Source organism: Enterococcus sp. C102(2024), from assembly GCF_040888205.1.
Classification (GTDB): domain Bacteria; phylum Bacillota; class Bacilli; order Lactobacillales; family Enterococcaceae; genus Enterococcus; species Enterococcus faecalis.
This window is the reverse complement of record NZ_JBFOHH010000001.1, coordinates 765,534-787,455: the sequence shown is the minus strand read 5'-3', so window position 1 is coordinate 787,455 and position 21,922 is coordinate 765,534. Positions and strand designations below refer to the sequence as shown.

Sequence of the window (21,922 nt, the reverse complement as noted above, 5' to 3'; positions counted from 1 at the left end):
AGGGGTCTGACGAACATGCATATTCCAGAAAATTATTTAAGCCCACAAACTTGCGCAGTGATGGGCGCGATTATGGTACCTGTCTGGTACCGCGCGGTAAAAAAAGTTGGCGTTCAAATTAAATTAAAAAAAGATACAGGGACCATGTTAGGGATTTCCTCCTCCTTGTCATTTTTAATAATGATGTTTAATTTGCCAGTACCTGGTGGAACAACTGCGCACGCTGTTGGGGCTGTTCTCATCGCATTATTGATGGGACCTTGGGCCGCGACGCTGTCTGTTTCGGTGGCTTTACTATTACAGGCTTGTTTATTTGGTGATGGTGGTATATTAGCTTTTGGTGCAAATGCCTTTTCTATGGCGTTTGTGATGCCATTCGTGGGATATGGAGTTTATAAGCTAGTTACGCGTGTAAAAAAATTTGAAACAATGGGTCTTTTCTTAGCTGGGTATCTTGGTGTAAATGTTGCGTCATTTTCTACTTCTGTATTATTAGGTATCCAACCTTTACTATTCCATGAAGCGAATGGTACGCCACTTTATAACCCATATGGTCTTTCTATAACTATACCAGCAATGATGAGTGTCCATCTGTTAGTAATAGGAATTGTTGAAGGTCTCTTCACCGTGTGTGTCTATAATTTTGTAAAAAGTGTGTCAAAAGATGCAATTTTTATCGAAGAAAAGAAGAAAAGGACTCCGTTGTTGCGATTAAAGAGACTGTTATTGGTCATGGTAATTTTATGTCCATTAGGTTTGATTGATCATGCCACCGCTTGGGGTGAATGGGATTTATCTGAATTAGTTAAGAATTTAAAACAGAATCATTTGCCTGCGGTACAACCAAAAGGTATGGTGAATGGTTTTTCATTTCATGCACTTTTCAGTGATTACTTTATTCCAGGACTGCCATTAGCACTTGGGTATATTTTAAGTGGCGTAACAGCCATAATCGTTTTTTTACTCATTTTTCGTTTATTTAATGGAAGAAGGCAAAGTTGATGCCTGAATGGATGAAAGAATCTTCCACGTCCTTTGAACCTAATAAAAAAGAAACCTTTATGCTTAAAAATCGAAAAGGAATCCTTTTTTTATTAAATAAATTTCAGGTGAGCGGGAAACGCAATAAGACTATTCTCAGTGATATACACCCAGCAATTCAACTGATCAGTACTTTTTTACTAATTGTTTTAATCAGCACTACACAAAAAGTTCTTGTTTTGTGGCTCGTAGGCATCTACCTAGGCATGTTACTTTTAGTTGAAAAACCAACTATTCTACGAAACATTGTCAAAAAAGCTAGTATCCTCATTTTGATGCCGCTGATTATCTATTTACCGATCTTTTTTTTAGGTCAATTTAGTTTATTATTTATTGTTCATTTGTTTTTTTTAGCCATAGCGATTAGTCAATATATGGAAACAACCAACATGAATCAATTTATAGCAGCATTAAAAATCTTTCATTTTCCGAATATAATACTTTTACAATTAGATATTACGATTAAATATATCTTTTTCTTTGGAAATCTCTTAATCCAACTGCTTGCCGCTGTAGAAGCTAGAGCAGTTGGTGGGAATATCCAGTTGAGTACGGGTAGTAATTTAATCAGTCTTATTTCTTTAAAATCTTTTACGTATGGGAAAAAGTTGGACATGGTGATGGAAGCAAGAGGATATACTGGTCAATATTATCGAGTAAAGCAACCATTAAAAACGAAAGATTTTTTGGTTAGTATTGTCTATCTTTTATTTTTCGGGGGGTTGCTTTATTTAGGGAGGAACTAATATGTATCGAGTAAATCATTTGGTTTATCGCTATCAAACGAAGCCTGTTTTTTCGCCTTGTAATTTGGAAATAGCCAGAGGAGAATATCTGGTTTTGATGGGAGATAACGGCAGTGGCAAATCCACTTTTTTAAATTTGCTCGCAGGTTTTTTAAAACCTTCCGAGGGAACGATTTATTTTATGGAACAATCATTAACGGCCTGGAAAAAAGACCCTATTCATAAAAAGAAGTATTATGCTCATTTGGGTATATTATTTCAAGAGACGGACACACAATTATTTAATGCAACAGTTTATGACGAATTGGCATTTGGCCCTAGACAGCTCCAACTATCCGAGCATGAAACAGCAAAAAGAATTAATGATTGTTTGAATTTATTAAAAATTACCCATTTAAGCAATCAAGTGCCTTATCAATTATCGGGAGGAGAAAAGAAAAAAGTGGCTTTTGCTAGTCTGTTAGTAATGAATCCAGACGTGTATTTATTAGATGAGCCGTTTGCTGGGTTGACAAAAGAATCGGAAAAATTATTTAAAAAGATAATAAAAAATCTGCATCAACTTGGTAAAACAATTATCCTTTCCACCCATGACTATTTGAGTATTTACGAGGAAGCTGATTCCATTTTATTGTTTGATTCGGCTGTCACAAGGTACTCAAAGGAAGAGATAGAAGCCAATGCTAACTTGTTACAACATTTAAAACGGTATTAAGTGTACAAATATTGACAATAATTGATACTATGAATCGTGATTTTTTCTAATGTGGAGATGTCTATAATTAATTATGTAAAAGAAAATCAATAGGAGATGGTTTAAATGTCTGTCATGAAAACGAAAGAACAAAGTTTAGTTCGCGAATTACAAAAAATGGATAAGTTGGCTGTTGCATATTCAGGTGGAATTGATAGCTCTTACTTGCTAAAAAAAGCTTTGGACACTTTAGGTGCTGAAAATGTACTTGCGGTTGTTGTAAATTCAGAATTATTTTCTGATGATGAGTTTGATAAAGCGGTCGATTTAGCTAATGGGTTGGGAGCAAATGTGTTAGGCCTTGAAATGAGCGAATTAGCGGATGATAGAATTGTTGCAAATAACCCTAATAGCTGGTTCTACAGTAAAAAATTATTATATAAAACTATTCGTTCGGCTATTCAGAAAGAGAGATTTGATGTTCTGGCCGATGGGATGATTATGGATGATAATACTGACTTTCGTCCTGGATTAAGAGCAAGAGATCAAGAAGGGGTCATCAGTCCGCTACAACAAGCTAAATTATATAAAATTGAAATACGGCAACTTGCTAAAGACGCAGGTATTTCCAATTGGAGTAAAATTGCCTCATGTAGCATTGCTTCAAGAATTCCTTATGGCATTAAGTTAACACGCTCAGCTATTGATCAAGTATTTGCTAGTGAAAAATATTTACGGGAAATAGGTTTTCCAATTGTCCGTGTCAGAGCACATCATGATTTAGCACGGATTGAAATTCCAGAAGACAAACTTTCTCTGTTATTAGAAAACAGAGAAAAAATTGCAGATTATCTTAAAAAACAAGGATTTAATTATGTAACTTTTGACTTAGAAGGATTTAAATCTGGCCGAATGAATGATATCCTCACAGAAACTGAAAAAAAAGTTTTTTGTGAATGTTAGACAGATAAGTTTATAAAATTGAGTCGGTGTAACGGAGTCAGGACAGGGGTATTCCGTTACAAAAACCAAGTTTTCTGCTCGATTAGGTCGGTTGTTTTCATTGATTACTCTGCCAGTAGTTTATCAACTTTTAAGCCTAGGAAAAATTCCCTTTGGATTTTTCCTAGGCTTTTTGTCTATTTAATCATTTGATATTTGCTAAAAAGAAATTAGCTGTAGAATTTTTTAAGATTACCAGTGATTGTTCAATTTGAGGAAAATAAATGGATTGTTTGGACTGGTTGATTAGTCGATTATTTTGGGGATTCGTGAGTGAAAGTATTTGCTGTGAATAGTTAAGTAACTCAGTGTTTAGTGTGTCCGGCTTAACTGGTGCTAATTTTTTTAAGTAGTGTTGTGTTTTCATAAGTTCTAAAAGAAGCTCTTCCATAGCAGTTTGCATTTCCAACAGTTGATCATTTAGTTGTTTTTGTTGCATTAAGCTTTCAGCAGAGGCATCGTTACTATAAATAGGAGATTCAAGAACAATTTCTTGAATAGAATAGTTTACTCTACGTTGTACCCGATAAGCTAGTACCCAAGCATCACTTGGTAACGTGGTCTCTTCATTGATTAATGCTAGCAAAATAGAGCTGATCGTTTTTGACCAACTATTGATATTTTTACGTAATACTTGACTATGCCATGTTGGGAAAATAAAAAACATAACAAAAGCAATCAGCGCACCAATAATTACATCAAAAACTCTTGTATAGCCTGCAGAACTACCACCTAATGTGAAAGTTAACCAAGTGGTCACACTTAGCATTAGAAATGCTTGACTTAATTTACGGACGGTTTCATACAATATAACTAGCAAACAAGACAATAGCATTGGCCATAAAGGATTTAGGTTTGTTAAGTTAGCAATTAATTGAGACAAAAAAATGCCTAAACAACCACCTAAAATAGAACCAATAGTTCTTGAAGTGATTTTACCGAGTGTACCATGATAACCTGGCATAACCATTAAACAACCAGAAATAACTACCCAGAATTCGTGATTAGCTAAAGGCAAAGGGTACATGTAATTAAGAATAAGCGAACAAAAATGACAAACTAAACCTGTTAAAGCTAAACGAATTGCAAATCTAGCAGAGCTGCCTTTGTAAGAATGAAGGATCTCTTTGGCTTCTGCAAGTCCTTCTTTTGTGGGTAAGAAAGATTTAAATGAGATTTTTTTAAAGGATTGTTCGTTTTGTATCAGAAGGATTGCTGATTTTATTTCGGTGTTTGCTGAAGCAAATTCTTGAAGAGGCAGGGTTAATTGTTCTCCTTTTAAAAAGAGTTGAATTGCTTTTAAAGCAGGAAGATTTTCAGCTGCATTGGTTGAATCTAACGAGCCTGCAATTGCATCTGCTTGTGAAACCAAGGGATAAATCCATGGTGTTTTTTGATGATTGACCCAGGGCATTGTTTCAACAGATTCGCGTACTTTTATTCTGAAATGGACATAGCGTGCGGGTTTTCCTTGTGCTAATAAATATAATTGTTCATATAAATCGGCTACTAATTTTCGTGCTTCATTATTTTGCGGCTTAGAATAAAGACAATAGAACAAACAAAGGATGGACATACCTAAAATTATTGCACCCAGACCTTCAAAAGTTTGACCAATAGACAAATTGCCTTTTAATTGCGCACCAGCTAGTAAAGAAATGGTCCCAAAGAGACATCGGATATACAGACCAATACTAAAGTTTCTCACAATCCCTGAAAAATACAAACCAAGGACGAATAATAAAATAATGAATATACTTGACGACTGTAAAAGTATCCCCAGACTGGCACCAATAAAAATCATTAAAATACCATCTATGGCACTTCTTTGTGGAGAGCCATGTCGTGGTAAGACACAAATTACAGTGCCCAAAAAGCTACCAACATTTACTAAAACAAAAGCGAAAGGAAAGACTATTGTTAGAACAGCACCAACAGCATTTGCAATAATGATACTAAGAACAAGGGCAAACCAGTTCTGTCTTGTATCAAAAGTTAGTATAGGGCGACTATACGCCCAAGACGATTCTAAGAAAACCTCAAAAAATTTTTTGATAGATAATTTCACAAAACATTCCTTCTTTAAAAATTTATTAGAAGCTAAAAAATTATTCCTCTGCTAGTATACACCTCTAAATTTTTTTTTCAAATTTGCTCTTTTTAAGAAAACTCACAATTATAGTCCAACATTAAGTTTAGCCATATATTTTTGTTGAATAAATTCTGTAAGCTCATGCCAACTTTCTTCATTTTCAATGGAATCTAAGTAGAAAATATCTTGATTAGAAGTAGCTTTTTCGAAGGAATCTGTGATGATGATATCCGCATTTGTGAAGTCTTCGGTAATAGAGATTGCGTTTGTATTATATAAGGAGGATAACCGTGTTTTAATAAAATAATTTGCATAAAAATCTTTGATAATTTGTAAATAGATTCTCACTTGTACTTTTTTTTCGGACACAGACAATGTGTAAAGCAGTTGACTGAGTAACTCTAAATGCGTTTCTTGGTGAACTAATTTTGCCACCGTTCGTTTTATTCGATTAAAGTATGCCACATCTGACGGAGTACAAATTTCTGGCTGCGGTAAATAAAGTGTTAAAAAAGTATAATAATTGCCCTCCGTTAAAAAGTACCAAGCATTAAAAATAGAAAGATAGTAAACGTATTGATAATCATGCTGATTTGTCAGTAAGTAGGCTACTTGCTTAAATAATTTTTTTGATAAGACACAATAAGGATGGTTAGATTCTATAAATAATTTTTCTATTTGTTTCGTTTGCTTTTCCGAAAAGATATAAGGGATAAAAATGCGAGATAAAAAATTAAAGTATAAAATTTCAGTTTTTCTTGTTTCGCATTGAATGTCAGCGAAGGAGTGTTCAAGAAAAAATAAAGTCACATGACTGTATTGATTGATCAGAATAAAAAAAGAATGCAGGTTTTTAGAGTGCGGCATCTTTAAGAAGTTTTGTGCACTTGTTCTAGTTTTAAATATCGCATATAAAATATAAAACGCTCTTTTCTTCATTCGGACATTTTTATAGGATCGTTCAAGAAGTTCATCGGGTAGACTTTTTTTTATTTCTTCAAGACTTATTTTAGAAAAAGGCCAAGCCAATTCTTGAAAGGAATCTTGTAGGAAAATGAAAGAAAACACTCGAATCGATAATTCATTGCCAGTTAATTGATAAATACCCTTAATACTAACGATTACTATATCAAAAATTTTAAAAAAGTTATTCAGTTGTTTCGTGATTTTTACCAGATAATGTTCAGAAATATATAAAACTTTAATTAATTCGTTTTTATCAATGGAAGAATGTGTGACCAATTGTACGCAATAATTAAATTGTACATTGTTTTTTAAAAGATTGAGTTTTAACGTGTAGGCGTATTCGACCGCGCTTTTTCGGTACGCTGGATTTACACAAACAATGCCATTATTGTTAGAGACAATAAAATGTTGGATTTGATAAGTATCCTCGAATTCTTGATTTATTTTTATCAGATTTTCCTTGACCGTTCTTTTTGAAATTTTTAAATTGGAAGAAATTTCATTTAATGACGTATGAGCTCGCTTGACTATATAAAATAAAATTTCTAGCTCATTCGTTAGGTAGGATGGAAACATGTTATGGACCTCCAAAAGTAAAATTTAGGTTCATTGTAGTCTACTTTCTTTAAATTTTTGTATTGATATGTTAACACAAGCGCAATAAGAAGCGGCCATCACAATTAATGTACAGCCTTATACATTAATTGTGTGTGGCAAAGCAATTTCAATGTTGATAAGCTAGCAGTAGTTAGAATAATTATTATTTAGTTTCTAATTCCAAAAAAGGTCAAGGTGAGTAAGCAATGAAAAAAATCAACGAACAATTAAAAATGAAAATGCCAACCTACAAAAGAAAAAAAAGCATTGCTTATTTCTTTTACTCTTGTCTACTATTGGTATCGATTTCTTGTTTTTTGAGCGTGCATTTTCAAGAATGCGAGGCAGCTTCGCTCTATCAAGCGGGAGGGATAGCCATTGATTTGAGAACTGATTTACCTTATGGAATGGAGATAAGCCATGACGGTGGTGGTGGTCCTGATGGATCATTTGGAGGAAAATTACACGTAAAATTATACGGAACAGTGGACACTTCTCATACAGAAGCATTGAAGTTTCTTTCTTTTGGTACTGTAGGAATGCAATATGGACTGATGTTTCATTTGCCAGAAAATATAAGTGCAGATAATTTTAAAGCGGCTTATGACAAGGCTTTTGCGGATAATCCAGAAAATTTTTATTCAATTAGTGGACAAAAAAACACACAAATACCAATTGTTAACACAAAAGGAATGCGGACGTTTAACGGTTCTTCAGAAGATGGTTCACCGGGATGGGGTGATCCTGATCAAGATTATAGCGGAATTGATACTGAGCATCAGGTGATGTTTTGTGAACGGGGGGACACTATTAATTTTTCTTTTACTAAACTTTATGAAATTTGGCGACATGAACCTGACAAATCGGCCATAAAATTTGAACTTCATTTTGATTTAGATGTAGCTACTTTAATGAAGGATGGCGATTCAAAGGATTATTCCCTCAATAAAAATTTAACGAAACATCGCTTACCAGTATCAAATGTTTTGTCGGATGGCACTGAAAGTGATCAATTTTCGTTGTCGGCAGATTTTTTTGGTCGAACTTACGAATCAGATACAACGAATACGGTTAATCATAATTGGATATTGCTTAGTCCGGACATGTGGTTACGTGCGACAAGTTTAGCTGCAGCAGCAAAGCAAGATCCAAATAATTTGAATCATCAAATTATCACTGGAATCACTGGGAAAGTGGCTACTTGGTCTTCTTATATCTCGCCATGGGACAGCGGTGATAAAGACAATCCATTATCCAATTACAATACCCAAGATGCCTCTAAATATCCTGAAATACCTGAAAGCAAAACGATGTTACCAGGGGATTTTTTATCACCAAAGTTTACGATGAACCAAAGACAAGACAATCCGCTTAATTGGACAGATGGGTATGTTGCTCAACGGTTTGCGCGCGTAGTTAATTTTCATACTCACACAGTTGATCCTAAGGCCAATGTGAATGTCTCTTCACAACAACAAAACGGGTTAACAACTTATTTGTTTAGTGGCAAAGATGGTTGTGGGCTGCCGTTAGTCAATCCGCCAGGAACGGATTCTTCAGAGCCCACAGATAAAACATATATGCGCGTCACAATAGATCCATACCAAGTGCCAAGTTTAGAAAAGGCAGCTTTTGTTAAAGGTCAAACAACATTTCACCCGCAACAAAAGATACCAGTAGAACTAACCGTTAAGGCTCTGACAACTAGAAAAGTTCAGATTGAAGAAAAAATTTCAGGTGCTGCTCAAACTGATTTTCATAAAATTGGGGAGCAAGATTTAAAAAATTTACCAGTCACAGATGATTGCGTTAGTTTTAACTGTTTAGCAGATGCTTTACCAACTTCAGGAGATTACACATTAACGTTTAGAATTCTTGATGTTGATGATACATCTAAAAGCTACTCAAATGAGAAAAGTTTAGCTGTACACATTGATCAAGCGCAAATTAAAGTTAAATCTCAAGATACGATTTATCAATATACTCAATGGCAACCAGAAAGTGAAGTGACTAGCCTACAAACACCAGACGGTAAAAAAGGTGATTTTCGAGACGTAAGTGTCACTATATATAAAATGGACGGAGAGCAAAAGGTTCCAGTAGATACGGTGGATACAAAAGTGGTTGGTAAATATGAAATTGATTATATATACCTAGGATTAGAGGCGCAGACTACACTAGAAGTCATTCCCTCTTCAGCTCATATTGGTGCACATAACGGCAGCTTTTCTGTGGGAACGCCCTTCGATCCAAAGCGTCTTTTTGATAGTGCAACAGATAATGATGGGCAGTCTATTCCTTATAGCAAGATAACGATTCGCTATACGCCTAAGCAGGTAAACGATGAAGTAGCGGGCATCTATAGAATTACTTATGATATCTCTAAAATAGTAGGTTTTAGTAAAAGTATTACTGTTGATTGGACCTACTATTACTCTAATCGTCTAGACTTTTATCACTTATCTGAACAACTAATGCCTTTTGAGAACGTAAAATTTAATGGCCAAGATCAAACACAGACATTAAAAAGTTGTGAGATGAACATTGAAGATACGGGGGATCCTAATCGGACAACTGGCTGGCAGCTTGAAGTAGCCTATAATTTAAATGATCAGAAAACACAAGCGTGGAAAGACGCAGGGCTTGATCTCACGCTAAATCCAAAGTCAGTCGATTATGTAACAACTGAGCAAAATATCATGGTTAACGATGAGCAACAATTAGTAGCTGGCGTAAGTAACCAATCTATCAAAAATAAAAAAGTTTTGACGAAATTACAATTATTGCCCACATTAACTATTTCAAAAGTCACACCTGCTGATAAATATGAAGCTCAGTTAATTTGGAACTTAGAAGCAACACCGTAAGGGAAGAGGGAATAGCTGTGAAATGGTTTATCTATGATTTATTGTTTGTTGCCTTTATTCTCGGTTTGCCAATTCAAGCACAAGCTGAAGACAAGACAACTGACGCACAAGCTGGCACAAAAGTCATGGTAATAGTGAAAGAGAGTGAGGATATTGTTCCACATCCCAATGAGCTTATACCTCAAACTAACGATATGCCAACTTCACGAGGACAACCTAATTTTTTACCAAAAACAAACGAGATTACGTCTCAAGAGACGATTTTAGGGATCGTGGTACTCGGAAGTACATTAATCGTCGGACTTTATAAAGAAAAGAGGAAAAATAATGAATAAAAAAATAATTGGTTTAACTGTCACTTTAGGAACGGGGATTTTTTTAATTGGTCAACAAACTGTAAATGCGGCTGATAATACCAATACCACAGCGAATGTGTCGGTTTTAGGTGGCGGATTAACCATTACACCATTAGCACAAATTAACTTTGGGACGGTGACAAAAGACGGCCAAGATCATACGCAACCAGATCAAAGCAAGTCGCAACTTATCATTAATGATAATCGTGGGACAACGAATACAGGTTGGTATCTGACAGCGAATTTAGAAGATAAAGGAAAAGGTGTCACCGGCTTAGACGGAATGACACTTCATTTAGACACTAAAAAACCTGACGGATCTTCTGAAAAAGGTACCTTTACGGGCGTTGATTTAACCACAGATGCTTCAACCATTATTTCGCTAGATAAAAGTGATATCCGTTTATCAGACACTGTCACGACAGCCGATTTAAATGCAACGTTAAATATACCTAAAAGTATTGCTGCAAATACCTACTCTGGGACCATCGTCTGGAATGCCATCGATGGAGCACCCGCCTAAGAATTTAACATAAAACGATGTAAGAAAACGAGGCAGATAAATTGAAAAGAATTTTAAAGATACTTTTTATATTGACTATTCTCTGTTTAGGTGGAGCGATGCGTGCCTGGGCAGATCCGTCTAATACCAATAGTTCAGCAACAATTGACAATGCGAATGCGTATACAGTCACACCCGTTTTCGGAGCAACTCAAAATAACAAAACCAGTAATTTTTTTGATATGACATTAACTCCGAAACAAAAAGATACATTCAAATTAACGATAACCAATACTACGCCGAACCCTCAAAAATTTAAAGTTCAGGTAAATACAGCAACAACAAATAGTAATGGGATAGTTGACTATACAAAAAGTAGCTTTGAAAAAGATCCATCGATGAGTTTGGTACTTAGTGATTTGATTAGTCCCAATAGGAAGGACATTAGTGTTCCTGGTAAACAATCACAAACGATTGATTTTCAAATAACGATGCCAGAAAAGTTATTCTCAGGAATTTTATTAGGTGGAGTGACGATTCGACCTGTAGAGATAGCTGGGGACCAAAGCAAGGGTGGGATTCAAAATGTTTATATGCATACGATTGCTATTCGGGTGAATGAAACAGCAGAGACCATACCTGCAAAATTGGAAAGTGGTTCTGTTAAAATTGGGCAAATTAACCGCCACAATACTGTTTCGATGGAAATTAAAAATCCACAGCGGAAGTTATTGTCAAAAGTCGAAGGAGATTTTTTTGTTAAAGAAAAAGGAACAAACAAAACGATCATTCACGAAAAGAAAAATAATCTGAGTTTTGCACCAAACACAAGGTTTGACCTGCCTATTTTACTGAAAGATTCGTTTAAACCTGGAGACTATACCTATACCATTAAGTTGAAAAACCATGAGGGGAGCTGGACGTTCTCAAAAGATTTCACGATAAACAAGAAGCAAGCTAATCAGTATAATAAGCGTTCTGTTGATCATAAAGCCAAAAACCTTCACTGGCTTAAGTACCTCATGGCCTTTTTAATTCTAGTTATTTTAGGTACCGTCTGCTATATCTTGGGAAAAAAGAAGGGAAAAATGAGGTTGTAAAACCTGCCTTTAAAATAGTTGACAATTATGCAGAAAAAATCATGCCAGTATGAATTATCTATGAGATAAGGGAAGAATAGCTGTCTAGCAAGGATAAACTGTCAAATTAGCGTTAATTTACGCAAATCATTGGTGTTCCTTATTTTGGAAAGTAGTATTATACTATTGTTGTTCAATGATTCACAATAGAAACAAGGAGGAAAGAACCATGTATAAAGCAATTGTCGCAGCAAAAGGAAAAACAACAAAAATTGTTGAAAAAGAATCGCGTCCATTGAAAGATAATGAAGCGCGGTTGAAAATGGAAGTCTGTGGTGTCTGTCATACGGATTTACACGTTAAGAATGCAGATTTTGGCGATGTTAGCTGTTGTACCTTAGGACATGAAGGAATTGGGATTGTGACGGAGGTTGGAAAAGACGTTACTAGTTTAAAAATTGGTGATCGTGCATCTGTTGCATGGTTTTATGAAGGCTGCGGGCATTGTGAATATTGTACTTCTGGTCGAGAAACGCTTTGTCGTTCAGTAAAAAATGCTGGATATACAGTTGATGGTGCCATGGCCGAAGAATGCATCGTCACAGACGGTTATGCAGTGAAAGTGCCAGAAAATTTAGCATCAGAGCCAGCTTCCTCTATTACTTGTGCAGGGGTAACAACCTACAAAGCGATAAAAGAATCTGGGATTCGTCCAGGTCAATGGCTAATGATTTCAGGATTAGGTGGTCTAGGTAATCTAGCTTTACAATATGCCAAGCATGTCTTTAATGCCAAAGTAGTAGCTGTTGATGTGAATGATGATCAGTTAGTTTTTGCGAAAGAAATGGGTGCTGATCTTTTAATTAATCCAGTTAAAGATCCTGATTTTGCTGCACAACTTCAAAAAGAAATTGGTGGTGTCCATGCAGCAGTAGTCACTGCGGTAGCTAAATCAGCATTTAATGGCGCAGTAGATGCAGTCCGTGCGGGAGGAACGGTTGTCGCCGTTGGATTGCCTGTTGAGACAATGGATTTATCTATTCCACGTCTTGTTCTTGATGGCATTCACGTAGTCGGATCGTTAGTTGGAACCCGTCAAGATTTAAGAGAAGCTTTCCAATTCGGTGCAGAAGGAAAAGTTGTTCCTGTTTGTCAAGCACGCCAACCAGAAGAAATTAATGCTATTTTTGAAGAAATGGAACAAGGAAAAATTCGCGGGCGAATGGTCATTGATTTTCGCAGTTAATTCAGTTTTTTAGCGATTCGTTGATTTAATCTGAAAACCATGAAAGGGTGGATGGAATGTTTGCGAATCTTACTCTCCGTGAGAGACGACTGCTTAAGCAAGCACAAGTGGGAGCCACAATTAGCTTTATTCTTTTGTTTGTACCAATTCTGACAATCAGTCTTTTGCATACCAGTGATTTATTAGCAAAATGGCTAGGTATAGTTGGGGTAATTATGGTTTTACCATTGTTGTATTTTGCGTGGCAGATTTTAAAGATAGCCTATAAAGATCAAAAAGATAATCCAACGCCTCCTTTGTGGGTTCCGAAAGTTTATGGGATTGGGCTTTCGATCAATCCCTATCACCGGTTTGGAAAGTTAATTTTTATATTGCTAGCGGTACTGATAGTTGGCATCATCATTAGTTTGCTTTTCACACCAGCAAGTCAAATCAATCACTAAAAACAATTATTAAACACCCTCTTGCTGAGCAGGAGGGTGTTGATTATTTTTAAATAGACTAAATTTGAGTAACAGGTATTAGATTTTTGAAAAAGTCTTTCTTTTTCTGATGTAGATATTTTCACAATAAAATCATCATTATAAGTGAATTAACAGGTTTATCAAGGGTTAATACTTGTTAATGGTGGCTGCTATAATTAACCGTTGACAAACACAAAAAAACCATCATACGATAATTATGTTATTAAAAAAGTGAAAAATTGGTAGTCAATAAATGAAAACGCATTCATCAGGAAATTGTGATTCTGTACTAAAATTTTTATATAAGATGAAAATGGATTGTTTTCATTTAATAATTTATTGAAAGGATGTGTTTATGAAGGGTTTACTGAAACTGACTTTCTAACAGTCTCAGTAAACTAAGAAAATCGTTATGACTTTTCATCTGGATAAAACTTTGTTGGGTTTTGGATTTTGTGAGTAATTGTGTCGGAACTATTCTATGGGGAGCAATTTTAAGGAGGAAAAAATGAACAAAGAGTATCAGGGTAAAAAAATTTACGGTAAAAAGTACTGGTTGACATTTTTATTAGTGAGTTCGTCTGTATTGGCGTTCCATTCGTTTGTTACGATGGATTCTCAAGTGGTTGATGCGCAAGAGCAAACAGCAAAAGAAGACGTAGCTGATTCAGCAACGTCAGTCGGAGCAATTGTGGCGATTGAAAAAGCGGAGAAAAACTTTGTCATTACGTATGCTTCTGGAAAAAAAGCACAAATTAGTATTTTAAACGACCATCTTTTTCGCTATCATCTAGATCCAACTGGAAAATTTGAAGAATATCCAACGCCAAATGATCCAAAGCATGTTGCGAAAATTACGGCTAAAACAATGGCCGACTATGGCACACAAGCCTTTGAGCAAACGAACGTCACAGATTCAGGAAACCAATTTATTCTAGAAAATAATGGTTTAAAAATTATATTCGAAAAAGAAAGCGCTTTAATGAAGGTTCTAGACAAGAAAAAGAATCAAGTCATTTTAGAAGAAACCGCTCCGCTATCCTTTAAAAATGATAAAGCTACACAAACGTTAAAACAAAGTAGTCAAGAAAATTATTTTGGCGGAGGAACTCAAAATGGTCGATTTACGCATAAAGGAACAGCTATCCAGATTGTCAATACGAACAATTGGGTAGATGGCGGAGTAGCATCGCCTAACCCATTTTATTGGTCAACTGCAGGGTATGGCGTTGTTCGAAATACATGGAAACCTGGCAACTATGATTTTGGAAGTCATGATCCACAAACAACCACAACAACGCATGAAGGAACAGATTTTGATACTTTTTATTTCTTTAATGATTCCTCAGCAGGTATTTTAAAAGATTACTATGAATTAACCGGGAAACCAGCTTTGATGCCAGAATACGGGTTCTATGAAGCACATTTAAACGCGTATAATCGGGACTATTGGGTGAAAGTAGCAGAAGGAACCGCGGGAGCAGTTAAGTTTGAAGATGGTAATTTTTACAAAGAATACCAACCAGGCGATTTAGGAAACTTAAATGGCACGTTAGAATCTTTAAATGGAGAAAAAGAGAATTATCAATTTTCTGCACGCGCAGTTATTGATCGATATAAGAAAAACGATATGCCGTTAGGGTGGTTCTTGCCAAATGACGGCTACGGTGCTGGCTATGGCCAAACAGATTCATTGGACGGCGATGTACAAAACTTAAAAGAATTTACAGAGTATGCTCAAGCCAATGGTGTTGAAGTGGGGCTCTGGACTCAATCTAATCTCCATCCAGCGGATCCTAAAAATCCTAAAAAAGGAGAACGGGATATTGCGAAAGAAGTTAGTGTCGCTGGTGTTAAAGCTCTCAAAACTGACGTGGCGTGGGTCGGGTATGGGTATTCCTTTGGCTTAAATGGTGTAGAAGATGCCGCGAATGTTTTTGTAAAAGAAACAGACGGCGCAGTTCGTCCGATGATTGTCTCATTAGATGGTTGGGCCGGAACCCAACGGCACGCTGGTATCTGGACAGGCGATCAAACGGGTGGTCAATGGGAATATATTCGCTTCCATATCCCAACATATATCGGGACTTCGTTGTCTGGCCAACCAAATGTTGGTTCAGATATGGATGGAATTTTTGGTGGAAAAAATAAAGAGGTCAACATACGTGATTTCCAATGGAAAACTTTTACACCAGTACAGCTAAATATGGACGGCTGGGGCTCCAATCCGAAAACGCCATTTGCTTTTGATCAAGAAGCCACAGATTTGAACCGAGCGTATCTAAAATTAAAATCAATGATGATGCCTTATAACTACAGTATTGCCAAGGAATCAGTTGATGGACTACCAATGGTACGGGCCATGGCTTTAGAATTTCCTAATGAAGGAACAGCATATACAAAAGATTCTCAATACCAATATATGTGGGGACCCAATTTACTCGTTGCCCCAATTTATAATGGCAATCAAGATGAGGCAGGAAATTCAATCCGTGATGGAATCTATTTACCAGATGAAAAACAAATCTGGGTTGACTTATTTACAGGCGAAAAATATCAAGGTGGCCGTGTCTTAAATGGAGTAAAAACACCGCTGTGGAAGGTGCCTGTTTTCGTCAAAGATGGCAGTATTATCCCAATGACGAATCCAAACAACAATCCAAAGGAAATCCAACGGGATCAACGATCTTTCTTGATTTATCCAAATGGCGCCACTTCTTTTAATATGTATGAAGATGACGGAATTTCAACTAGTTATGAAGCTGGGCAATCAGCTACGACTAAAATAAATAGTCAAGGCCCTAAATCAAACGAAAAAGGGGATCTGACCGTTACTATCGAACCGACAAAAGGAAGTTACAAAGGCTTTGTTGATGAACGAAGCACCACGCTTGATTTGCTAGCTTCAGAAGCGCCCGAAAGCGTAACAGCAATGGTGGGGGGAACAGAAGTAACCTTGAAACAAGCAGCTAATAAAGAAGAATTTTTAGCTGGCACAAATCTATATTATTTTGATAAAGAATTCCAAGTGAATCAGTATCTTTCTGAAGCTTCAGGAGAAAAACTGAACCAATCAGCGTTATCAGTAAAACTAGCGAAACAATCTGTGACCGCCAAAGATGTTCAAATAACTGTCAAAGGTTTCATTAATAAAGGAACGGTTGACGGAGGAAATACAACGGTCGATGACCAGTTAACTATTCCGGCAAATGTCGCAATCAATGAAGAAAAAACAACACCATCTTCTTTGTCTCTTCAATGGGATCAAGTAACTGAGGCAACAAGCTATGAAGTAGAGCGTGACGGGACTGTTTTCGGAAATATTCAAACGAATACAGCAACATTTGATGGATTTTCCTTCCTAAGCGAACATACTTTTCGAGTTCGAGCTGTTGGAAAAAACGGGGTCTCTGAATGGAGTGAACCGATTAAAGGAAAAACACAAGATGATCCCTATAAAGAAACAATTAATCAAGTCAAAGCAACAAGTAATTTACCAGAACAACCAGGCGCAGAATTGAAGAAATTAACAGATAAAGATTTGAGTACAGGTTGGCATACGAACTGGTCAACCGGCATCGCTAATCCAAGTGATGGAAATTTCTTGTCTTTAAAATTTGATCTTGGTGCGGAGTATCAAATGGATAAAATTGAATACTTGCCAAGAGACAATGCCGGCAACGGAAATATTTTGCAGCTCCAGTATCGGACGTCGAAAGATGGAGCTAATTGGACAGAGTTTTCAGAACCTATTAACTGGAAGCAAGATGCTTTGACAAAAACCATTGAAACGAAGGACCAAGCGTATCGTTTTGTTGAAATGAAGGTATTAAAATCGGTGGGTAATTTTGGCTCTGGTCGTGAGATGCTCTTTTACAAACAACCAGGAACAGAAGGAATCTTACATGGAGACATTACTAACGATGGAACGATTGATGAAAATGATGCAATGAGTTATCGAAACTATACAGGCTTAGAATCGGTGGACAGTGACTTTAATGGCTATGTTGAAAAAGGCGATTTAAATAAAAATGGGGTAATTGATGCTTATGATATCAGTTATGTTTTACGACAATTAGATGGTGGGATTGAGATAACTGATGTCGAAGAAATTGCGGGCGGTTTATCCCTTGCTGTGGTTAATGAAAATGGCAAGGATACCTATCTTCCTGGCGATACATTAACCTTTACACTTAAAGGTCAAGACTTAAAAAACATTAATGCGTTAAGCACAAAAATGTCCTTTGATTCTAGCAAATTTGAACTTGTCGGTCAGCCTGCAACCACGAATAATACAAAACAAATGGAAAATTATTCTAAATATCGGAAACATTCAAATGATGTGGAGAATCTATATTTAGTTCTTAGTAATCAAGGAAATAAACAATTGTTAAATGGTTCAATGGACTTAGTTACCTTTAAAGTTAAAGTAAAAGAAACAACTCGCGTAAAACGTGCGACAACTGTTGAGCAGCCATTACAATTTGATATGAGTCAAGGCTTATTAGTGGGCCAAGGATTCCAACAAGCCACACTTTCAGATTTTTCTGTAACAGTGAATCCCACAGAGCTAGTAGATAAAGAGTTATTACAAGCGCTAATTACGCTAAATCAAGCACGTGTCGAAAAAGAATATACGCCTGAAACTTGGGCAATTTTTAAACCAGTCTTAGATGAGGCAGTAGTTGTTCTAGCCAATGAACAAGCCACACAGACAGACGTTTCTGCTGCTGTGGAAAATCTAGAAAAGGCTGTAGAACAGTTGGAAAAAATGCCTAATGTAGCGAATAAAGCTGATTTAGAAAAAGCAATTCAAGAGGGGCTGGCGAAAAAACCAAGTGATGGGCAAGAATTCACCGAAGAAACTAAAAAAGTTCTCGAAGAGTCATTAGCAGCAGCTCAAAAAGTATTTGCTCAAGAAAAAGTTACCCAAGAAGAAATAGACCAAGCGACTAAAACATTGCGTGAAGCAATTGCACAATTAAAAGAACAACCCGTCGCCGTTAATAAGGAAGCTTTAAAAGAACGAATCGCTCAAGCCCAAGGAAAAAAGCCGGAAGAAGGATACCAATTTACAAAAGAAACAGAAAAACAATTGCAAGAAGCAATTCAAGCGGCTGAAGCAATCGTAGCGAAAGAAACGGCGACAAAAGAAGAAGTCTCAGAGGCTCTAAACGCATTGGAAACTGCAATGGCTCAATTAAAAGAAGTACCCCTTGTAAATAAAGACCAATTACAAGAAGTTGTCAAACGAGCGCAGCAAGTTACTCCAAGTGAAGGGCACCAATTTACTGCCTCCTCGTTACAAGATTTACAAAAAGCGCTTTTAGCAGCTAAAAACACATTGGAAAACCCAGCAGCTAATCAAAAAATGATTGATGAAGCGGTTGCTGAATTAACTAGCGCCATCGAAGGGTTACAAGAAGAAGCGTTAGTTACAGATAAAAAAGCCTTAGAGGCAATGATAGCCAAAGCAAAAGCAATCAAACCATCTGCTGGAAAAGAATTTACCAGCGAGTCTAAAGCGCGTTTAACTGAAGCAATTGAACAAGCAGAAGGCATTTTAGCTGATAAAAATGCTCGGCAAGAACAAATTGATACTGCTGAAAAAAATGTAAAAACTGCTTTGGATAGTTTAGAGGAACAAGTCCTTCAAACGGATAAAACAAAGTTGAAAGAACTGCTTCAAAAAGCAGAAACTTTGAAACCTAAAGCAGGAAAACAATTTACAAAAGCATCACAAGAAGCTTTAGCTGAAGCAATTAAACAAGCAAAAGCACTTGTTGAGGACCCAAATGCGACGCAAGAAGCTGTGGACAAATGTTTAATTGTTTTAGCACAAGCCATTGAAGCAATGGCAGAAGAGCCAATCAGTAGCAACTCTACAGGTAACAATGGAAATCATGGCACGGTTAGCGGGACTGGTGGTGCAACCAGCCCAGGAAAGGGCACAGCAGCAGGTGGAACGACAACGAAAACCAACACTTCTGGAACTTTGCCAAAAGCAAATGAAGTTGTTTCGCCAATCTGGTCAATCAGTGGTTTTCTATTGATAGTAAGTATTGGTTTAGGAAAATTATTCTTCAAAAATAAAAAAGACCAAAATTAGCGTATCATTAACTTACAAGGCGCATTTGTACAAAAACAGTGTGCAAATCCGCAAGTAAGTAATAGGAGAGGATTTTTACGAATGAAAAGAAAGAAAATCAAGAATCAACTACTTGTTTTAACAAGTATTCTCGTTCTTCTGAGTTTGGAAGTCGCTCCAGTTGTTACGTTGGCTGCAGAATTACCAAGTAGCTCGCTACAAACAGCTCTGTCCTCGGAAACGACAATTACTTCGGAAGAAAAAGTAATTGAAACAACCGAAACAACCGAAACAACTGTTGCTACATCGACAACGTCCACTAGTAGTTCGTCATCTGAATCAAGTAGTTCTACCGATACGACTACCGAATCAACGAGTCATTCAACGACAGAAACGACAACCACAAATACTAGTTCTGAAACAAAAAAAGAACCTACAGAGCCGACGGTATCATCAGAAATCACGCAGCCTGTTGAACAATCGCAACCACCACAAGTTCCTGTGACCAAGCAAGAACCTGAAGAACCTATTCAAGTTCCTGAAGCCACCAATAACGTTGTTGAAGAAAATCAGGCTGTATCGTTAAATCCGTCCCTCAAAGTAGATGAAATCGCTTCTTCAAATTTAAAAGGCTACGAACTTCCACTGTTGTCGTCTTTTGGCGAACAGAAACGGGCAGTTGTGGTGGCTGAAGCATTAAGACACGTTGGGAAAACAAAAAAAGAATTTAACTTGACGGAGCAAGCATTAACCAGTAGTTTCCTTGCCCAAAAAATTTACCAACAATTATTTAAAATAGACATTGGCAGTACGCCGCAAGAACAAATGACATTTGGTAAAGTTCGTTCTATAGAGGAGGCAGAACCTGGTGATCTGATTTTTTGGCAAACAGCTGAAGGAAAAACGCTTCAAAATGGTGTTTATCTTGGCCAAGGAAAATATTTAATTGCCGCAGCGGAATCGGATTCTAAAGAGAAACCAGAAGTAATCGCTCAGTTAGAGAATATCTATACTGCCAAACAACAACCAGACTCAAAAGAGGAAAAACGCTTGGTAGTGACTAATCCTTTTAAGGAGTTCACATTAACGGAGTATGGCAAAGAAGTTTTAGCAACATATGGTGCGTCATTTGAAATGCAGAAGTCAGAACAAACCACAGCGTTTATTAAAAAAATTGGTGAGACAGCCAGAGAACTTGGCGAAAAATATGATGTTTTTGCATCAGTGATGATAGCTCAAGCTATTTTAGAAAGTGGCTCTGGTGAAAGTCAACTAGCCCAAAAACCTTATTATAATCTCTTTGGCGTGAAAGGTTCGTTCCAAGGAAATAGTGTTAGCTTTTCAACAAAAGAGGCTGATCAGAGGGGCCAACTTTATACAATTTCCGCTGGGTTTCGCGATTACGGTGGCTATAATGACTCACTGCAAGATTATGTTCAATTACTCCGACAAGGGATTGACGGAAATCAAGATTTTTATAAACCAGCGTGGCGTTCGGAAGCCAAAAATTACCTTCAAGCAACGCGTTTTTTAACAGGTAAATATGCAACAGACAAGCAATACGATAATAAATTAAATTCGTTAATTGCGGTTTATAACTTAACCCAATTTGATTTACCAAAAACAGTGGACGGTTTGATTATCCAATCTAAAAATGAGCTGTCGGAAGCGGAACAGCAACAAATGCATTTTCCAGTCTATGATGGGATCAATTACAATCGAAGTGGTAGCTATCCCGTGGGCCAGTGTACGTGGTATGTCTATAATCGTTTCAAACAGTTGGGCACTTCTGTGGATGAATTTATGGGAAATGGCAGTGACTGGGGAAGAAAAGGACGTGCATTAGGCTATCAAGTTAGTTCATTGCCTAAAGCTGGTCGTGCGATTAGTTTCCAACCAGGAGTTGCCGGCGCAGATAATCAATATGGACATGTTGCTTTTGTTGAAGCGGTCACTTCTGATGGAATCATTATTTCTGAAAGCAATGTCATCAATGATCAAACGATTTCATATCGTGTCTTGCCTAATGTAATTGCTTATAGTAGTGGCGTGACCTACATTGGCGCTTAATCCACTCATTCAACAGGAAGAAGTGTGGATGTTTAAGTAAAAAGTTAGCACAATGATCCATGTGTGAACTAACAAATTAAATTAACCAGAATCGACCAATGAATTGATTTTG

General features: G+C 36.7%; 14 protein-coding genes. 12 read left to right on the top strand and 2 right to left on the bottom strand.

What is annotated here, in order from left to right; translation table 11 throughout:
• Window positions 1-15 precede the first annotated feature (15 nt).
• The 4 genes from cbiM to larE all read left to right on the top strand — a co-directional run bounded on the left by cbiM (window position 16) and on the right by larE (window position 3,444).
• A complete protein-coding gene (gene cbiM, locus AB3I34_RS03815) occupies window positions 16-1,002 on the top strand; it encodes a cobalt transporter CbiM (protein ID WP_010712570.1) in 987 nt (328 codons plus the stop codon).
• Window positions 1,002-1,787, top strand: a complete 786-nt coding sequence (locus tag AB3I34_RS03810; RefSeq protein ID WP_010712569.1) for an energy-coupling factor transporter transmembrane protein EcfT — start codon at window positions 1,002-1,004, stop codon at window positions 1,785-1,787. Before cbiM ends, AB3I34_RS03810 begins: the two co-directional genes overlap by 1 nt.
• A 1-nt stretch (window position 1,788) precedes the next feature.
• Window positions 1,789-2,502, top strand: a complete 714-nt coding sequence (locus tag AB3I34_RS03805; protein ID WP_002357209.1) for an ABC transporter ATP-binding protein — start codon at window positions 1,789-1,791, stop codon at window positions 2,500-2,502.
• A 105-nt stretch (window positions 2,503-2,607) separates the two neighbouring features.
• The gene (gene larE, locus AB3I34_RS03800; RefSeq protein WP_010712568.1) at window positions 2,608-3,444 is read left to right on the top strand and encodes an ATP-dependent sacrificial sulfur transferase LarE; all 837 of its coding nucleotides are present in this window, start codon (window positions 2,608-2,610) and stop codon (window positions 3,442-3,444) included.
• Between the two features lie 184 nt (window positions 3,445-3,628).
• On the opposite strand, the gene AB3I34_RS03795 is transcribed toward larE, so the two are convergent.
• Window positions 3,629-5,551 carry an FUSC family protein gene (locus tag AB3I34_RS03795; RefSeq protein ID WP_010712567.1) on the bottom strand — a complete coding sequence of 641 codons (1,923 nt, stop codon included), beginning with the start codon at window positions 5,549-5,551 and terminating at the stop codon, window positions 3,629-3,631.
• Between the two features lie 108 nt (window positions 5,552-5,659).
• On the bottom strand, window positions 5,660-7,117 hold the full coding sequence (locus tag AB3I34_RS03790) for a helix-turn-helix domain-containing protein (protein WP_002410569.1): 1,458 nt from the start codon (window positions 7,115-7,117) through the stop codon (window positions 5,660-5,662).
• A 227-nt stretch (window positions 7,118-7,344) separates the two neighbouring features.
• On the opposite strand from AB3I34_RS03790, the gene AB3I34_RS03785 reads away from it, so the two are divergent.
• The 8 genes from AB3I34_RS03785 (at window position 7,345) to AB3I34_RS03750 (ending at window position 21,810) form a co-directional block, all read left to right on the top strand.
• Complete coding sequence (locus AB3I34_RS03785) at window positions 7,345-10,005, top strand: bacterial Ig-like domain-containing protein (RefSeq protein ID WP_075582713.1); 2,661 nt, start codon at window positions 7,345-7,347, stop codon at window positions 10,003-10,005.
• Window positions 9,981-10,340 carry a hypothetical protein gene (locus tag AB3I34_RS03780; RefSeq protein WP_002397402.1) on the top strand — a complete coding sequence of 120 codons (360 nt, stop codon included), beginning with the start codon at window positions 9,981-9,983 and terminating at the stop codon, window positions 10,338-10,340. The genes AB3I34_RS03785 and AB3I34_RS03780 overlap by 25 nt, the downstream gene beginning before the upstream one ends.
• Window positions 10,333-10,884, top strand: a complete 552-nt coding sequence (locus AB3I34_RS03775) for a hypothetical protein (protein WP_002357217.1) — start codon at window positions 10,333-10,335, stop codon at window positions 10,882-10,884. The genes AB3I34_RS03780 and AB3I34_RS03775 overlap by 8 nt, the downstream gene beginning before the upstream one ends.
• Before the next feature lie 98 nt (window positions 10,885-10,982).
• Complete coding sequence (locus tag AB3I34_RS03770; RefSeq protein ID WP_025189397.1) at window positions 10,983-11,963, top strand: DUF916 and DUF3324 domain-containing protein; 981 nt, start codon at window positions 10,983-10,985, stop codon at window positions 11,961-11,963.
• 208 nt (window positions 11,964-12,171) lie between these two features.
• Window positions 12,172-13,188, top strand: coding sequence for an alcohol dehydrogenase AdhP (adhP, locus tag AB3I34_RS03765; RefSeq protein ID WP_368027831.1), 1,017 nt, complete (start codon window positions 12,172-12,174; stop codon window positions 13,186-13,188).
• Window positions 13,189-13,235: 47 nt separating this feature from the next.
• Window positions 13,236-13,631 (top strand): hypothetical protein, encoded by a 396-nt coding sequence (locus tag AB3I34_RS03760; RefSeq protein WP_002361986.1) that lies wholly within the window; start codon window positions 13,236-13,238, stop codon window positions 13,629-13,631.
• 502 nt (window positions 13,632-14,133) lie between these two features.
• On the top strand, window positions 14,134-19,761 hold the full coding sequence (locus AB3I34_RS03755) for a TIM-barrel domain-containing protein (protein WP_368027830.1): 5,628 nt from the start codon (window positions 14,134-14,136) through the stop codon (window positions 19,759-19,761).
• Between the two features lie 81 nt (window positions 19,762-19,842).
• The gene (locus tag AB3I34_RS03750) at window positions 19,843-21,810 is read left to right on the top strand and encodes an amidase domain-containing protein (protein WP_010712560.1); all 1,968 of its coding nucleotides are present in this window, start codon (window positions 19,843-19,845) and stop codon (window positions 21,808-21,810) included.
• The last annotated feature ends 112 nt before the right edge of the window (window positions 21,811-21,922 follow it).

Bases quoted from the DNA above. Each gene is read 5' to 3' on its own strand.
- cbiM (WP_010712570.1), top strand. From the start codon at position 16: ATGCATATTCCAGAAAATTATTTAAGCCCACAAACTTGCGCAGTGATG.
- AB3I34_RS03810 (WP_010712569.1), top strand. From the start codon at position 1,002: ATGCCTGAATGGATGAAAGAATCTTCCACGTCCTTTGAACCTAATAAA.
- AB3I34_RS03805 (WP_002357209.1), top strand. From the start codon at position 1,789: ATGTATCGAGTAAATCATTTGGTTTATCGCTATCAAACGAAGCCTGTT.
- larE (WP_010712568.1), top strand. From the start codon at position 2,608: ATGTCTGTCATGAAAACGAAAGAACAAAGTTTAGTTCGCGAATTACAA.
- AB3I34_RS03790 (WP_002410569.1), bottom strand. From the start codon at position 7,117: ATGTTTCCATCCTACCTAACGAATGAGCTAGAAATTTTATTTTATATA.
- AB3I34_RS03785 (WP_075582713.1), top strand. From the start codon at position 7,345: ATGAAAAAAATCAACGAACAATTAAAAATGAAAATGCCAACCTACAAA.
- AB3I34_RS03775 (WP_002357217.1), top strand. From the start codon at position 10,333: ATGAATAAAAAAATAATTGGTTTAACTGTCACTTTAGGAACGGGGATT.
- AB3I34_RS03770 (WP_025189397.1), top strand. From the start codon at position 10,983: ATGCGTGCCTGGGCAGATCCGTCTAATACCAATAGTTCAGCAACAATT.
- adhP (WP_368027831.1), top strand. From the start codon at position 12,172: ATGTATAAAGCAATTGTCGCAGCAAAAGGAAAAACAACAAAAATTGTT.
- AB3I34_RS03755 (WP_368027830.1), top strand. From the start codon at position 14,134: ATGGGGAGCAATTTTAAGGAGGAAAAAATGAACAAAGAGTATCAGGGT.
- AB3I34_RS03750 (WP_010712560.1), top strand. From the start codon at position 19,843: ATGAAAAGAAAGAAAATCAAGAATCAACTACTTGTTTTAACAAGTATT.